This is a genomic window from Paraflavitalea devenefica (assembly GCF_011759375.1).
GTDB classification, from domain to species: domain Bacteria; phylum Bacteroidota; class Bacteroidia; order Chitinophagales; family Chitinophagaceae; genus Paraflavitalea; species Paraflavitalea devenefica.
The window spans coordinates 670,711-687,596 of sequence record NZ_JAARML010000005.1; the positions used below are offsets into that span (position 1 = coordinate 670,711).

The 16,886-nt window shown below is 47.8% G+C and carries 10 protein-coding genes; all 10 read right to left on the reverse strand.

Annotated elements, in window-relative coordinates:
• Positions 1-649: 649 nt before the first annotated feature.
• A complete protein-coding gene (locus HB364_RS27385; protein ID WP_167291601.1) occupies positions 650-2,179 on the reverse strand; it encodes a RagB/SusD family nutrient uptake outer membrane protein in 1,530 nt (509 codons plus the stop codon).
• Between the two features lie 26 nt (positions 2,180-2,205).
• Positions 2,206-5,595: a SusC/RagA family TonB-linked outer membrane protein gene (locus tag HB364_RS27390; protein WP_167291602.1), complete on the reverse strand. Its 3,390-nt coding sequence runs from the start codon at positions 5,593-5,595 to the stop codon at positions 2,206-2,208.
• A gap of 113 nt (positions 5,596-5,708) precedes the next feature.
• On the reverse strand, positions 5,709-6,581 hold the full coding sequence (locus HB364_RS27395) for a hypothetical protein (RefSeq protein WP_167291603.1): 873 nt from the start codon (positions 6,579-6,581) through the stop codon (positions 5,709-5,711).
• A 108-nt stretch (positions 6,582-6,689) separates the two neighbouring features.
• Complete coding sequence (locus HB364_RS27400; RefSeq protein WP_167291604.1) at positions 6,690-7,946, reverse strand: YdcF family protein; 1,257 nt, start codon at positions 7,944-7,946, stop codon at positions 6,690-6,692.
• Between the two features lie 110 nt (positions 7,947-8,056).
• The gene (locus HB364_RS27405) at positions 8,057-9,496 is read right to left on the reverse strand and encodes a S41 family peptidase (RefSeq protein ID WP_167291605.1); all 1,440 of its coding nucleotides are present in this window, start codon (positions 9,494-9,496) and stop codon (positions 8,057-8,059) included.
• Positions 9,497-9,694: 198 nt separating this feature from the next.
• Positions 9,695-11,155 (reverse strand): T9SS type A sorting domain-containing protein, encoded by a 1,461-nt coding sequence (locus HB364_RS27410; RefSeq protein WP_167291606.1) that lies wholly within the window; start codon positions 11,153-11,155, stop codon positions 9,695-9,697.
• A gap of 148 nt (positions 11,156-11,303) precedes the next feature.
• A complete protein-coding gene (locus HB364_RS27415; protein ID WP_167291607.1) occupies positions 11,304-12,728 on the reverse strand; it encodes a hypothetical protein in 1,425 nt (474 codons plus the stop codon).
• A 21-nt stretch (positions 12,729-12,749) separates the two neighbouring features.
• Positions 12,750-12,932 carry a hypothetical protein gene (locus HB364_RS27420; protein WP_167291608.1) on the reverse strand — a complete coding sequence of 61 codons (183 nt, stop codon included), beginning with the start codon at positions 12,930-12,932 and terminating at the stop codon, positions 12,750-12,752.
• A gap of 94 nt (positions 12,933-13,026) precedes the next feature.
• Positions 13,027-14,142, reverse strand: a complete 1,116-nt coding sequence (gene porV / locus HB364_RS27425) for a type IX secretion system outer membrane channel protein PorV (protein WP_167291609.1) — start codon at positions 14,140-14,142, stop codon at positions 13,027-13,029.
• A 63-nt stretch (positions 14,143-14,205) separates the two neighbouring features.
• Positions 14,206-16,881, reverse strand: a complete 2,676-nt coding sequence (locus HB364_RS27430; RefSeq protein ID WP_167291610.1) for an MBG domain-containing protein — start codon at positions 16,879-16,881, stop codon at positions 14,206-14,208.
• Positions 16,882-16,886: the final 5 nt, after the last annotated feature.

Consider the following 16,886-nt stretch of genomic DNA (forward strand, 5'->3'; position numbering starts at 1 on the left):
CACAGTCATGACTGATATTAACTAATTCTAACAGGAAGTTAACCTGTTTGTCTATTCGCAAAAAGGCAGGTCAAAACGGATTGCGGTTAGCTATGCTGGGTGATGAACCGGTTTATTTGGAGAGAACAAGATTTTCTCTTAAATTACAAGAACACGATTCCCGCGTATTTATTCACTTCTTTATGATCAGTCGTTCCGACATATGCTGCTTTTTTCTTCCTGCCGGTACTTTTCCCAAGGAGTCCTTGTGGACCGATCTGTCTGCTTTTGCTTCTTTTTCCTACGCTTAAAGTACGCTCCAGGTACGCTTATGGTACGCTCCTGATACCCTCGATATATCGGCTTACTATGGGCTTAGTAGGGGCTTACTATAGGCCGGATAGGGGAAAGATATGGGCTACATATAGGCGCTAAGGCGGAAAGATTGGAAGGATATATGAGATTGGGCAAAGCGGGCCGGAGGTCCGAAAATAGGCTGCAAGCCTCCCGGAGCGGCGAGAAAGGTATGAAATTGGTAAAGTGTTTAAAACCAGCCTATTCTGCTGCTAAGGCTGGGGTGATCCTGTTTAAACGAATCACCCCGGAACCCGGCAGGATTGCCAGGCACGGGGTGACCCACCTTGTGGTACAAGGCTTTCGTTTGGTTGGTTTAATTGTAGCCAGGATTCTGGTACATTTTCTCAGGGTTCAGGTTATATTCATTGAGGGGTATAGGAAAATAATAGTCTTTGGTAGTGATATTGGCGAGCGGTGAATTGTTGTAATCCGCCTGGCTCTTGGCCTTGAAATAAGCCACCAGCTCTTCCTTTGTAAAGAAGCGCAGCAGATCATGCCAGCGGTGGTGCTCAAAAGCCAGCTCTATCCGGCGCTCATGCAAAATGGCCAGTTTCAGCGTGGGGTATTTGGCCGCATAAACCGGATCGGCCATCATCACCGCATACAAAGGACGCTGTGCCCGCTCCCGCACCATATCGAGGTATTGAATGGCGGTAGCATCATCATTGAGCAGCATATGCACTTCCGCCAGGTTCAGGATGATATCGGCATAGCGCAACACGATCCAGTCATTACCACCATAACCGAGGTTGGTAGCGCCGGCGCTGTTATCCCTGAACTTGGTAATGAAATAAGCCTGCACCGAAGGATGGCTGGCGAACTTGATCGAGAAATCCGTACGCAGGTCACCCACTTCAAACTCTTTCCGCAGATCGGCCGTCAGCGTACCACCTGCACCGGTAGAAGCAAACAGGGAATTGATGGTTTCTCCCCTCGCCTGGTTATTGGCGGCAATCCTGGAGCTGTAATTGGGATCGCCTTGCCTGTAGGCAATCTGCCAAATGATCTCCTTGTTGGTGCCTTTTTTTGTTACATCAAATACTTCGGCAAAAGGAATATCTGACAGTTTCGTAAACCCACGCATATTGTAGCAGGCCAGCAAATAAGTCTTTGCATTGTTCAGGTTCGTTGTTTTATCAGCACTCAGGTCAGTGGCCATCTTCAGGTACACCTGTCCCAGTAACCCATTGGCAGCCTGCATGGATACACGGCCCTTGTTGGCTTCAGTCTGTACATTGGGCAGGTTGCTGGCTACTACATCCTTCAGGTCGGCTACGATCTGCGCATATACATTCTCTTTCGTATCCCGGAAAGTATGTTGGGGCAATTCATCAAACCTTAACCTTTCTGTTACCAGCGGTACGCCGCCAAACTCCTGTACCAGGTTGAAGTACATGAGGGCGCGTATAAACTTTACCTCGGCCTTATACTGCGTTCTGGTACCCTCATTGGCAAAAGAAATAGAGTCAATTTTTGACAGCACGAGGTTGGTCCTTGAAATGGGTACATACAGCGCTGTCCAGTGATTTTGCAGCCAGGTATTGATGGGCGCCAGGGAAAAGCTGGTGAACTGGAAGGGCTCGCCGTTATTGGATTGGTTATCGGTGCTGTTCACATCATCCGAACGGTCATCGGTCCACAGGGAAGCGCCTTCTCCAATACAGTTGGAGCTTCTGAGCCCTTCATACACACCATTTACGGCCAGGGCCACATCATTTTCTGTCTGGAAGTTTTCATCCACCGGCACCGCATTGGGATTATCCTGCTCCAGGAAGCTCTTGCTGCAGGAGCTTAATGCACCTGCGATACTTAAGCCTATTGTTATTACAAGTATGTTACGCATAAAATATTGTTTAGATTGTTCGACCATTAGAATTGCATTTTAACGCCCAGGTTAAAGGCACGCATCAACGGATATTTGCCATAGTCAACACCCGGCGCCAGGTTGGTGCCATTGTTATAATCTACCTCGGGGTTATAGCCCAGGTAATTGGTAATCGTGAACGCATTGTCTACACTACCATACACCCTTAGAGAACTAAGTCCCAGTTTTTTCACAACGGCCAGGTTGCCCAGGCTATAGCCCAGCGTAATATTGGTACAGCGAAAGAAAGAACCATCTTGCAAATAGTAATCAGAGAGACGGGTACTGTTGCTTTGTGTACCACCACGGGAGGCGCGGTAGATCTTTCCGTCACCAGGCTGCGCTTCGGAACGGTACCTGTTCTTTACAATTGCATAGTTATTGCCGGAACCTTCCATGTTGTTGATATAATAATCCTGCCCGTCAATCACATCATTACCCTGTGAGCCATTGAAAGAAGCCATAAAGTCAAATTGCTTATAGCTGGCGCTCAAACCGAAACCATAAGTGAAATCAGGATAGGGAGAACCAATCACCTGCTTGTCGGCCTCATTCACAATACCATCACCGTTCACATCTACAAAATACAGGTCGCCGGGATTGAGTGGTGTGGAGGAGTAAACAGAACGGGGAGGCCCTTTCAGCTTATACCCCGTTGGGAAAGTATTATTGGGCAGCAGTGCGGCATTATCAGCAGCAATATTGGCCATGTCCGACTGGCGTACCATACCTGCCACGCGCAAACCATAGAACATGCCAACAGGCTGTCCTTCCATTGTAGCGTGTGTGATATAGGACCTTTCGGCACCGGCGGTAAAGATGGTGCTGGCGCCGCCCAGGCTCACTACTTCATTTTTATTGTGGGTAATATTACCACTCAAATTCAGACTGAAGTCTTTTGTATTGATCACCTTCACATCCACCTGCGCATCAATACCCCTGTTGCGGATATCCGCATCAGACAGATTGGTAAGCACTTTGGTAGAACCCGAGCCGGCCGTAACATTCTGATTGAACAGCAGATCGTACGACTTACTGATATAATAATTCACCATGAGGTTTACGCGGTTGTTCAGCAAGCCGAGGTCGGCGCCAAAGTTGAACTGGGAGGTAGATTCCCAACCCAGCTTCGGATCGGCCAGGTTGCCGGGAGAAAAGGCCGTATTCACCGTATTGCCAAATACGGCGCCACCCATAGGCTGTATAGGCTGCTGGTAGTTGTAATTACCGATATTGTTATTACCGGTAAGTCCCCAGCTTGCACGCAACTTAATGGTAGAACCTGCGCCCAGCCAGTCGCCATAGAACTTTTCATTGGAGAGGTTCCAGCCGGCTGATACAGAAGGGAAATATCCCCAGCGATTCTCAGGACCAAAGCGGGAAGAAGCATCAGTCCGGAAAGAGCCGGTAACAAAGTATTTATTATCGTAGGTATAGATAGCACGCGCCAGGTAAGAAACAAGGGTAGTAACCGATTTGCCGGTTCCCCCGTTGATATAAAAATTAGCGGCATCTGCGCCGCGGGCGGTAATTTCCTGCACATAGTCACTGGAAAGGCCATTGGCGCCTACGCTCACCATATCGTTGGTAGTTTCCTGGGCCGAATAACCGGCCAGTACATTCAGGTTGCCTTTTCCGATGGCTTTTTTATAATTCAGCGTGAACTCGGCCAGCTTATCCAGCATGTTGATGGTTTGCGCAGAAGTATTGGCTGCCCTGATAGCAGCCGGTGAACCGGGCGGATTGGCGCCACTGCTCAGGTTGGTAGGATAATAGTACTCGTATTTCTCATTGTAGGTTTGTGCGCCGATGTTCACTTTACCGGAGAGGCCGGGGAAGAACTCATAGGAGGCACTGGCATTGTAAGTGCCACGGGTACCTTTACGGGTGATCTTCACCCGGTCGGCCAGGGCCACTGGGTTCTCAATACCCTGGAAGGCATAGTTATAACCATCAATAGGAATAGCAGCATTGCCCAATGCATAAGAGCCATTGGCGTTATACACCGGGAAAATAGGCATGTATACCAATGCACCGAGGATAGGTCCCTGGTGGAAACGGCCTTCCTGTACTTCGCGGTTATTGATGTCGGTAACAAACATGCTGGAGCTTACCTTCAGCCTGGGTGTTATATCTGCATCAATATTGGCGCGCAGGTTAATGCGTTTCTGGTAGGTGAATTTGAGGATACCATCCTGGTCCTGGTAGCCGCCGCTGATCAGGTAACGGGTATTGTTGTTGCCACCGGAGAATGACACGTTGTGGCGCTGCATCAATGCATTGCGGTACAGTTCATCCTGCCAGTCGGTATTGTACTGCGGTTTCAATACTGTTTGGGTGGGAAAATCATACAAGGCTTTGATGATGGTAACATTACCGGGATTGGAACCCAGCCGGGCGATCCTGGCTGCATTGTCATCAGAATAATAAGCATCATTCCAGGTAATGCCTTTGGCAATCACCTGATCTTTATAAGCGCCGTTACGGCCATCTACAAATAACCGGGCAAACTCATAGCTATCCAGCATGTCTACCTTTTTGGCCAGTTGGTTGATGCCCGCCATATAATCGTAGTTAAGTTTTCCCTTGCCTTGTTTACCGCGTTTGGTAGTGATGAGCACTACACCGGCAGCCGCGCGGGATCCATAGATAGCTGCAGAAGCCGCATCTTTCAATATTTCAATAGACTCAATGTCGTCGGGATTGATGAAAATATCATTGCCGGAGGTGCCGGGGTTGTAACCAGTGGTGGCATTCGTGCCATTGCCCGGGCCCTGGCTTACATTACCACCCACGGGATAACCATCTACTACATACAACGGCTCAGAGCTGGCATTCACAGACCCAATACCACGTACCCTGATCTTCGTGCCTGCATAAGGTGCGCCACTTACCTGCGCCACCTGTACGCCTGCCACTTTTCCCACCAGCGCCTGGCTGAGCGTAGGTGAAGTAAGGGTCAGTTCTTTGGCCTTCACACTGGAAACAGCGCCGGTAAGATCACTCTTGCGCAGGCGCTGGTAACCGATGGAAACCTCTTCCAGCATTTTGGCATCTTCCTTCAGTCTCACATTCACGACCGTCTTCTCTCCTACCAGGATCTCCTGTGCAGCATAACCTGCATAGGTGATCACCAGCACATCATTCGCAGTAATAGCAACAGTAAACTGCCCTTTGGCATCGGTCATCACTGCTTTCCCCGATTGCCTGGCCAGCACACTGGCCCCGGACAGGGGTTCATTATTTTCAGTCGTTACGGTACCGGACACCGTGCCTGTTTGCGCCCGTAGCGGGTTTGAACAGATGACTAACACAGTCACCAGGAGGAACAATAGTTTCGGAAGCACTCCCCTGCCTTTGGGCAAAGGGATGACAGTTGCAATTTTCTTTTGCATTAGTTATTATTTGTAATAAGGAAATGAGGTCGTGTGGCAGCAATCTGTTTCAGGGTGGGCCGCCCTTGCATGGCTCATAGTGGTGCTGCAGGGCGACTCACCCTATCGCTGGCTTACCAGCGTACTTCCATCATATTGGCGTTGTCCTTACGGGACGAGCTTGCGGCAATGCCTTTCATTGTATTACCGAGGAGCGTAAAGCCTTCCAGTTCATCGGGCCGTTCATTGATATCTATTACTTTGATCTCCTGTTCTGTACCGGCGGCAAGTGACTTCTCAAGATCAAGGAAAGTGAATCGCCATTTCCGGCCTTCTACCTGGTTCTGTATTAAGACCAGTATGTTTTTGCCGGGTATCCAGTGCAGGTTTTGCACCCAGGGTGAGCAGGTAAACTTTTTAACCAGGATGCCTTTTTCAGAAGTCTTTTTGGCCTTCGCCAGTAAGGCGGGATCATATAATCTTACCTCGTTGGCTTTTCCGCCATAATCGGCAGTGGCTACATACCATTTGTTGTTGTATTGTACGTATTCAGGTCTGGTGCCCTGTATGCAGGCGTCGTCTTCTATTGTATTCAGCAGGTTGCCATCCAGGGTACCGGTTTTGAGTAGCCCTTCCCAGTTGACGGAATAGATGACTGCTTTCCACTGCGTGCCTGCCGTATTCAGCCGGATACTGTTGCCGATGAAAACAGGTAGCTTATCATGGATCGCTATACCGGTGGGGTGATTAATCACATCCGTGTCATGCAGTGTTAGCCTGTATTCTTTGTTAGTATATACGATGGAGTCGCCGGCCAGGGTGTATTCCCTGATCATGCCTACTTCCCTGTCGCCGTATAAGAACAGACGGTCCTTTTGGAAAGACACGCCCTGGCAGGCGCCCAGAGAGTCAATGGACAAGGCATGGGTGATGTGCATGTCCACATTGGCTTGGTGGGATGTCATCGCCAGCAGAAAGCAACTTAGAAGTATAGTAAATGTTTTCATGTTTTTTCGTTTGCTTCGATAACAGATTTCTCGTCCCTTAAACCCGCTGATAGCATAGCAGCGTATGTTGGGACTCGAAATGACACTTAAGAAAGATGGCATTCGCCGCTACGGGTCCATGGGTTCGGTGGGGTCAATGTGCAGGGCATCGGTGAGCGGGTAAAATTCCGCTTCGGTTTCGGAGAGGCGTACGCCCGGTTTGTAAGGCACTTCATCCAGCTCCCGTTTACATCTTTCCACCAGCGTGCTGGTGATCCACATACTCTGCCCTTTTTCTGTGGAGGTCAGCCCTGGCTTATCCATGGGCATGCCATAGCGAAACATGAGCCGTACCGCATTCCGCATGTTGGTAGTGGTATGCCGTGCATGTGGCTCCATGATGATGGCATTTTCCGGCACCTGCAGTTTCTGGATGAGGAAACGCTTCATTTCTTCCGCCTCGTTGTATTTTGTTTTATAGGGATGCACTTTACCGCCTGACACCATAATGAAAGGCGCCAGACCCTTGTGGTATTGTATGGCAGCGAGGCGACAACGCAACATACCACCGGCGCTGAGGGGCACAGCCGGATCATCGGGGCCTGCACCGGGCACCAGGATCACCGAATATTTATAACTGGTCCACTTGATCATCTTGATCCGGTCGCAGGCAGCTTTGTTCACTGTTATTTCCATGGGTTCATAATCTGCCGCCTGGTCTCTTTCATTCAATTCTATGAACTGCAGGGAGGCCCTGAGCGAAGGCAGAAAGAAAAGGCGTGTTCCCGCGCATTCCTGCAACACTACATAGGTAGGTGAATACAGCATACTGCCATAGCGCGGATGATGTACATTGAAGCTGATGGAGTCAATAAGGGGGTAATTGGGTTTCCTGCCTTCGGCATACACACCTATGGCAAAGTTGATGCCCATGGCATCCTGTTCCCAGGCTTTGCGCAGCAGCTCAGCAGGACGTTCCTGGTGAAAAAGGATATAGGTGCCGGAAGGGATCAGGTGTTGCTTTACCAGTTTGCCCAGCGCATTGTTATCGGCATACAAGACAAGGAGGCGGGCGCTGACAGCTTGTATCTCCTGCTCAGTGAGCTTCATACTTTCTGTATAACAGGGGGCATTGTTAGCGCAGGTCTTCAGGGCATGCTCCAGTCCGCCCAGCTTGCGTTGGGCGATATTGGCCAATGCGGTGTCGCTCTCCAGCAGCTTTTTAGTGGCGGCATCCTGTTGCAGCAAAGTAAGCAGGTAATAATTCTTCGCCTGTATGATATTATTACCGGTTACCAGTTTATAGTGTCCGTCAGGAGCTGATTGTTGTGCAAAAAGATAACAGGCCATGATCAACATGGCTGTTGTGAGGAGCGCCTTAACCATTATTTGTGTAGTATTTCTTCGGCGGCAAAAGTCCTGCGAACACATTAACTCAATATCATCCCTGTATTACCGGATTGTTACGAATATCTTAAAGCATTTTAATATGAACATCAGTTAAGTCTTCTTACTTCAATACCTGTTTCAGTAGCGCCGGCCGATTGATACTGTTCTTTGATATCACGGAATGGAAATACTTTATTGCGCAGTGGCGTAATACCCACAACAGTGCTGCCATAAATCAACTCCAGGGCTTTATCCAAAGACAGGTCACCGGGATAGCCCATTTCCTGTAAAGGCAGTTTGCTGAATTCGTTGATCTCATGATCGGGCAGCAATCCATTGCTGTAATTTCCTTTATCATTGGCATCAAAAACCTTGTAAATGGTGGGCATTAATACCCACTGCACCTGGCGGGGGTTCCTGTTGTCTTCAATACGGAAGGAAGCTTCGTCCTTGCCATGTGTTTTGGTGCCGATGCGAATAACGGGCATGTAAGGTTTCAGGTTATTGCACAGGATCTCCGCTGCAGAAATGGTGGCGCCGGAAGTAAGTATAAAGAGCCTTTTCAGTCCGAGGTTCCGGGCCTGTAGCTCACTCATATTCTTACCCGGGTTGCTGGTTGAAAAAGCAATGGTCTGACGGAATGTTTGCTTAACAGTGCCGCCAAACCGGTTGCCTTTAAAAGTCACATATACCTGATCGGGGTTGAAGGAAGGCACCAGCATGGCTGCCAGTTTGGCCGAAGAAGCCACACTGCCGCCGGGATTAAAACGCAGGTCGAGGATGAGTTCGGTAACGTCTGCGTTCTTGAGCTTTTCTATGCTTTCCAGCACTTCAAAATCCAGCCCATCCACACAATGAACATACGACAGGTAACCGGTCCTGACGCCATTCTTTTCAAAAAAACGGGTGGCGTATACACTTTTGTACGGTACATAGCCGCTGTTGATGGTTACCTCCGCTGAATCGGTGAGAGCGGTACCATTGCTATTAAATACAGCGAGCTGAAGTGTAATGGCTCCTTTGGTATTGAGCTGGTCAATCACCGTGTTCATATTGGCAGGGGTGATGGTTTCATTGTTCACTTTTGTAAAGAACAGGCCTCTTTTTAATTGTTTTTTGTAGGATGGGCCATCCGGAACCACCAATGATACGATGCCCACCAGCCGCTGGGCATCAAAAGGGTGACTGATGAGCGAATAATGGAAGCCGAAGAGATCGGCCGTTGAGCCTGCTGGTCCTATATCCTTCCGGTTGCTGATCCAGGAGAACCGGTCGGCGGGCGAGAGTAACTTTTTAAAGAACTCCTGGGTAGGCAGGGTATAATCTGGTTTACCGGTCATTTGTTCGTTCCAGTAATAATAGCGTTTCAGGCTGTCGTACACCCATTTGTTGTCAATACCCAATGCATCAGTGGGCTCAAAAGGGACAATTTTCTTGCTGCAAAACAGGTTTTCGACAGAGACCAGTGACAACAAAATGATACACACCCATTTAGTTTTCTGCTGAGCAATAATGGCAGGAAACCTGCTACTGTTCAGAAGCGCCATAAATTCACCAGTTTTAAGGAATTTTTATTTTTTTGTTACCTTTTGAGAGGTAATTTTGTATTGGAATTAAACAATTACAAAACATTAGGGTGACCGTTCGCGCGGTTGCCCTTTTGCATTATATACAGGAAAGCAATTACCTGTGAAGTTTCCTCCACAGGTAATTGAGTAAATACATAGGACAAATTAATTACGGGCCTATTGCTTTATAAACAGCTTGCTTTGACGCTGACCGTTCACGCTATAGATCACGAAATAATTGCCAGTTACCAGTTTCTTCACATTCACTTTTGTTTGTACAGCACCTTCAGCCACATTCTGGTTCAGTATCTGGCGGCCATCCACACCTACTACCTGTACAGAAGCACCGGCAGCAGCCTGCGGGTGTTGCACCAGCAATTGATCAGCTACGGGGTTAGGATAAATGCTGAGTTTGATCACACCATCCACTTTCAATACATCACTCACCAGCTTAACACCATCTTTGCTGGCGGTACGTACACGATAGAAGGCAGTAACATCTGTACGGCTATCCTGCAGCTCATACAGGTCTTTCTGACCAGCTTTTTTAACGGTACGCAGCGCAGAGAAGGTTTTGCCACCGTCAACAGATTTCTCAATGACAAACTCTTCTGCATCCTGGTCGGTAGTATTCCACTGCAGGGTGAGCAGTTCATCGGTAGTTTGTTCGGTAGATAGCCACAGGCTGATGCCCAATATCCTTGTGCCATCAATTACGAGTACATTGTCAAGACCACCGGTAGGATTTTTGGTATCAATCACTGTATTGTTCACAGAAGGCCACTTGTCAATAATGATAAAAGGCCAATTGGGTACAAACACAACCGGATAGTACGATTTTTTGAACCCGCCATCCAATGCATAACGGTCGATACGCCTGATGCCATTGGGCAGTGCGTTAGGGATAATAGTACCCCAGGTCCTGTCAATGCCATTTACACTGTCGGCATAGAAAGGAGCATATCCATTGGCTACTGTGTTGGCAGTGCCATCACTTTCAATAAAGGAACCGGATATAGGCCTTCCCTGTGCCAGCGGATTATCATACAGGAACACAAATTGCTTAGCGGCAGCGTTGCCGGTAAGCGCAGTAGAACGTATGGCAGTACCACTGAGTGAATCAGCAGCCGTACCAAAGTTGATCACTTTTACAGCGCTGGTAGTAGTCAGGTTGGAAACAGGAGCAGCTCCACCGGCGCCATCATTCAGATTAATGCGCAAATACAGTGAAAACCCTGGCGTAAACAAACCAGCTACGTTCACTTCATTGGCAAACCAGCCTGTATAAGATCCTGTAGAATCGGTGGTAAACTCACCATACCGACCGGCAACAGATAATGAAGCTGCCGTAACTCGTACGAAGCTACCAGTATCTTTTACCAGGATATAGCTCCCGTTACCAATAGAAACCGGATCAGTGGGGTCAAGAACGAACCTGTTGTGATAGCGATAGGTGGCATTGGGCAGCAGACCATTCAACTGAAGGCGTGCTACAAAAGGTACCCTGCGTTCGTCGGCCTGGTTAAATGTGCCTGCACCCTGGATATATTGAGGAAAAATTACTTCCGTGATGGACTGGGCGTATGTTGTTGCATAAGCCAGCATCAGTAAGAACAATACACTAAATTTTTGTTTCATAAATCTCTTTTTGTAGAAATAGAACAATGCATACTGTTTAAAAAATACTAATCTGAATACCATGCCGTGAAAGAAGGGTATTCAGATTAGTGTGAGAAGAAATTACCTGTTTCAATAATTTAATGGTCAAGGATGAAAGTGCAAAAGCTTAGTCACAAGCTGCACCACACCAGGTTTTAGTCCAGCCCGCCAACCAATCGCTGTTAGCAACGGTTGTAGCAGCAAATGCACCACGGTAGTTGGTACTTGTGAAGCTCCAGCCATTGGCAGTACAAATCGGTGCACAGAAACTGTTAGTTGTTCCCAATGTCAGAGCAGGAGAGCCAGGAAGCGGCCTGAAATCGTAGGTACAGCTAAATGCATTAGCCAATTTAATAGTATCTTTTGTACTGGGCGGGCAGAAAGTACCATACTTGTACAGTTTGTTGCTGGGATCCAGAACAGTTGTAGCTGGATTGACCGGAGTGGTGAAAGCATGTACAATGTTATGTGTAAAGGTAGTGGGGCTGCCTGCTCCAACTATGTTTAAGCCGGTAGGGAAACCCATAAAGATTGAATTCACTACGCAAAATCTGCTATTCCTGCGGAATTGTGCTGCGTTTAATAACGGTTTTCCAGCGGCTGTAGCAGAATCGCACAGGCCAATCACCGTCATATTGGAAATGGTCGGTCTTGTTACCGGAGTGTCAGCAGATCCTTGTCCGTCATTGTCAGATTCTATACCGTTAGGATTGGCTGAATAGGTAGCTTGCGGCGTTAACACTGATACGGCAAACTGAATGCCTCCCCTGAATCCGAAATCAAAATCGAATGCATCGTCATCGGGCTCAAAAGCAAACAGGTGCTTGGCGTTAACTGTACCACCAAAGAATTCGAATGCATCGTCATTGCCTTTGTACACTTCGATAAAATCCAAAGTAGTACCAGCTCCTACACCACCGCAGGTTAAACCATTCAGCTCATTGTCAGTAGCAATAGCCTGGCCAGCATACTCAATACGTACATAACGTAAAATGCCTGAATTGTCAAGGCAATTGCCCTGACCCTTAGTGCCACCGCCATATTTAACATCTACACCAGCAGGTACAGTGGGAAGGTTAATACCCTCAATAGAAGTATCGGCCTTGTTGATAGGCGCTCTGCCCAGCAATACGATACCACCCCAGTCGCCTGGTTGAGGGCAAGCTTCGTTGGAAGTAAATACAATGGGACAAAGAACGTCTCCATCTGCTTCGATCTTACTGCCGCGGGTAACAACGATAGCAGAAGCATTGGAAGCAGGCGTTAAACGATTTGCCCGGATAACAGTGCCCGGATCAATAGTCAGCGTTGCGTTGTTGCTGATATACAACTTACCATTCAGTACGTAAATGGTATCGCAGCTTAAGGTCCTGTTAGAGTTGATTACACCTGACAATACAGCAGTTCCTAGGCTATCGCAACATGCAGCGGGAGGAAGCGTGCCGGCAGTAGTGCCACGGGCATCAAATTTGTCGAAGTTCCTTTTACAGGCAATAATGGTTACTGCAGCTATTGCAACCGCAGCAAAACCGAAAAAGATTTTCTTTTTCATAGTTTGATAAGAAATTTGGAATTAAACAATTAAAAAACAATTACAGAAATATTGAAACAGGTAATCTCTTTGATTGGACGGGCGGGTGAAACGAAGTGTTTCAAGAACAGCGCTGCGCGCATTGGTTGTATTAAAGGCGCCTTTACAGGCAGCGGGAATTGCAGCAGCAATTACTGCGACGGAGAAAAAGAGGTTCTTTTTCATAGCCGATAAGAATGGTTTAATGGTTATTACAGGCGAGTGGTGAGTGCTGGCAGCAAATGTTTACCACTCGCCGCTTGCTGCCAGCTTTCCCTATTTACTTCCAGTCGAACAAAATACCAAAGCGTACGGTATTGGTCAGGGGATTTCTGTTGATCTTATCACCTGTAGGCACCAGGTACGAAAAGTTCACAGTGGCAAAGCTAAAACGGATGCCTGCGCCTGCTGTAATGTTCTGCCAGTTGCCCGATTCATAGGTCTTACTGTTGTACCCCAATCTCAGGTGTAACATATCGTTATAGGTATACTCCATGCCAAACCCGAACTGCCATGCTTTGTTGCCAAAAGAATCGAACCAGCTTCCTACTACTCCCTGATCATGGTATTCCTTCATGCCCTCTTCATTATCCGGCAATTCCGGTACCAATAATTTATTAATGTCTGCTGCGAACGTCATCTTATTGTTATCATCCCACGCCTCCGTATAAGCGGCGCCGATACCGAGATTGGCAGGGAGAAAATCCTTTTCATCTGAATTGTCGGTATAACCTATTTTACCACCCAGGTTAGATAAAGAGAGGCCGGCTGTCCATCCTGCACTTTTATCATTCAGTCCATTATAAAATATGGACAGATCGCCTGCCACAGTATTGCCGGCCTTGTAACTAACGCCATTCATATTGCCGGTAGATAAATTCGAGTGTATATACCTTAATGCGGCTGCAATGCCAAACTTATCGGACAGCTTACGGGAATAACCCACATCAATCGCCATTTCCCGTGGATTGCTGGTTTGCAGTTTATTTCCGTTATAGTCTACCAGCGCCAGGTCGCCCATGCTGAAGTAACGTAGTGAGGCGGACAGTGCCTGGTTCTCATCCAGTTTATAGTATCCGGCCAGTGTAGCCAGGTATACATCATCGGCAATCTCTTTCAGCCAGGGTGTGTAGGTGGCGCCAATACCAGCCTTACCTGTGGCAAATGGGATTTTAGCCAGGTTATAAAAACCGCTGTTGGCATCCGGGCTTAAGGCTATACCTACATCCCCCATTCCACCACTGCGCGCATCGGGTGAAATACGCAGAAAGGGTACCGCAGTAGTAGTAATATTAATCGTATTGCTGTTATTGCCTTCCTGGGCCTGTAAGCGACCTGTAATGATGATCATCAGAAGAACAAAGATAACAGGCCGGAGTCTATATAACTGTTGCATGTATGAGAATTTAAAATGAAATCTTTTCGGTTCTTTATTTTCTGTCAGCAATTCTTAGTGATATTACCTGATCACTACTTTTGATTTCAGTATATATCCGCCGGGACCATTCACCCGTACATGGTAAATGCCGGCAATAAGATTACCTACCGGTAACTGGTAAGTGTTATGTCCCTGTACGAGTGTTACATTTAGCTGCAGCATTTTTGTACCGTGCTGGTCAAATAGTTGAATGCCTGCTTTGCCGGCCTCTACTGAATAAATATTTACCCTTAGCTGGCCGGGGCTGCTCATATACGCATTCATATTGTCCTGCAAGCGTCCCTGTGCTGGCAATACGGTTAGTGTACCATTTCTCTGTACAATGTTGTAATTAGCGGAAGTCGCTCCTGAAACAATAATGGGGTATTTTCCTGCCAACGAAGTACTGGTAGCAGTGGTGCTTACAGACGGCGGCGAACTCAGGTTGTTAACAGTTTCCCCGTTTACAAATCCGCTGTAGACAAACTCCAGAGTTGGATTAGCCTCTCCTTCAATTTTAGCAGTATCCAACGCACGTATCTCCAGATTGGCCTTTTGCACAGTTAGTGTCCTTACTACATCCGGGGCAGGCGCATTGAGCGCATCTCCCGGTTGTGAAGCGGTAATATTGGTAGTGCCGGCGTTTATGACGTGTATAGTGCCATTAACAACAGTAGCCACACTGGTATTACTGCTGGAATAGGACACCGTTAATCCTGAGCTGGCTGTAGCGCCTGCTGCAAAATCATCATCGCCATACCTCTTTACCGGCAACGCATCAAATGTTATGGTTTGAGCCGGTAATGGGCTAACCGTTAATGTACCATTTACATGAGTGATCTCATAATTGGTGGCTGTAGCACCTTCCACTTTAATAGGATAATCTCCCGGCTGGGAAGCAGTGTTGGCCGTAGTGCTGACAGTTGGCTGTGTAGTAAGGTGCGTATTGTTTTCATTGTTGACAAAACCAGTATAGATAATGGTCAACGCTGGATTGGGTTGACCAAACAGTCTTGATTTGTTTTCGGCCTTAATGGTAAGTGACGCCTTGTTCACTGTGAGCGACCGGCTTACATCGGTCGCCGCTTCATAATTGATATCACCACCCTGGGAAGCGGTTATGGTAGTAGAGCCGACGCCAACAATATGTATTTTATTATTTACCACCGTAGCTACTGCCGGGTCACTGCTGGTATAAGCAACCTGCAATCCTGAGCTGGCGGTAGCCGGATCAAAATCAGCATTCCCATACGTTTTGGGCGCTATCGGATCAAAGGTGATGGTTTGTTGTTGTTTGGAAGCTGTGACCTTTAAATTACCAGGTACATACGTAATGGTATAGTTGGCCGAGGACGCACCATCTACTGTAATAGGATAATCACCGGGCGACGATGAAGCAGTAGCGGCGGTGCTGGCTACGGGTTGGGTGGTTAAGTCACCGGCATCATCTCCGTTTACGAATCCGGAATAACTCACCGTGAACACCGGAAGTGGGTCGCCCTGTACCTTTTCTTTATCATCGGCAGTGATGGTGAGCGACGCCGGGTTAACTGTCAAAGACCGTACTACCGGCGTAGCAGCACTATAATCGGTATTGCCGGATTGTTCTGCCGTGATATCTGTTGTTCCTGCTCCAACAATGTGAATGGTATTGCCATTGATGATCGTAGCAACAGCCAGGTTACTGCTGGTATAGGTAATCGGCAAAAAGGAACTGGCAGTAGCGCCCGGGTTAAAATCCGCGTCGCCATACGTTTTTGCCGTTAATGGACCAAATGTAATAGTTTGAGGCTGCAATACAGTTCCAGCCCCCAGCGTTACTACGTTGCCGTTGAGCACGAGGACATCCGTTATTCCACCGGTTGTATTCACGGTGCTAACTGTTCCGCCACCATCTTTCGCCCAGTTGCCATCCGTGGAAGTTTTATTGCCTATTTCACTGGCATTGGCCAGGCTGTATTGCACAATCTTCCGGATACCATTGGCCAGGTTATTGGGAATAATGGTGCCCCATGTTTTATCCTGCTCATTTACATTCGTAGCATAAAAGTCTGCATACAGGTTGGTAGCCGTATTGGCGGTCCCATCGGCCTCAATAAAGGTGCCTGCCACCGGCCGGCCGGTACCGGCTTCATTGTCATACAGCATCACAAAATTCTTAGCTACGCCGGATGTTGCGGGGGTACTGCGGATACCTGTTCCATCGGCTGCTGTACTCCCGAAATTAATGGCCGTTGCAAAACTGCTGGTAGTTAAAGAGTGAGCTACAGAGGTACCCCCGTCGCCATCATTTAAGGAGATCCTGGCGTATACAGTAGTTCCCGGAAAAAAAGTGGTAGCGGCAGAAGGTTCGTTCACAAACCATCCTTCATAAGCACCCGAAGGATCGGTTGTAAATTCGCTGTGCCGGCTGGCATTGGTAAAAGAAGTTAAAGTAGCCCGTACAAAAGAACCTGTTTGTTTCACCAGGATAAAAGACCCATCCCCTGCGCCAGACGCAGTGGGGTCACTTACCATACGATTGTAATATTTGTATGTTTTATTGGGATTGAGCCCTGTAATCCTTAGCCTGAAAGCAAAGGGCACCCTTTTTTCATCAGCCGTATTCAGTGTACCGGCTCCTTGTATATACTTTGGAAAGTACACTTCAGTAATGGATTGACCAAATGAAAAGATCGTCATTAAAACCCCTATCAGGAACAGCGCAACGTATTTCATAATAG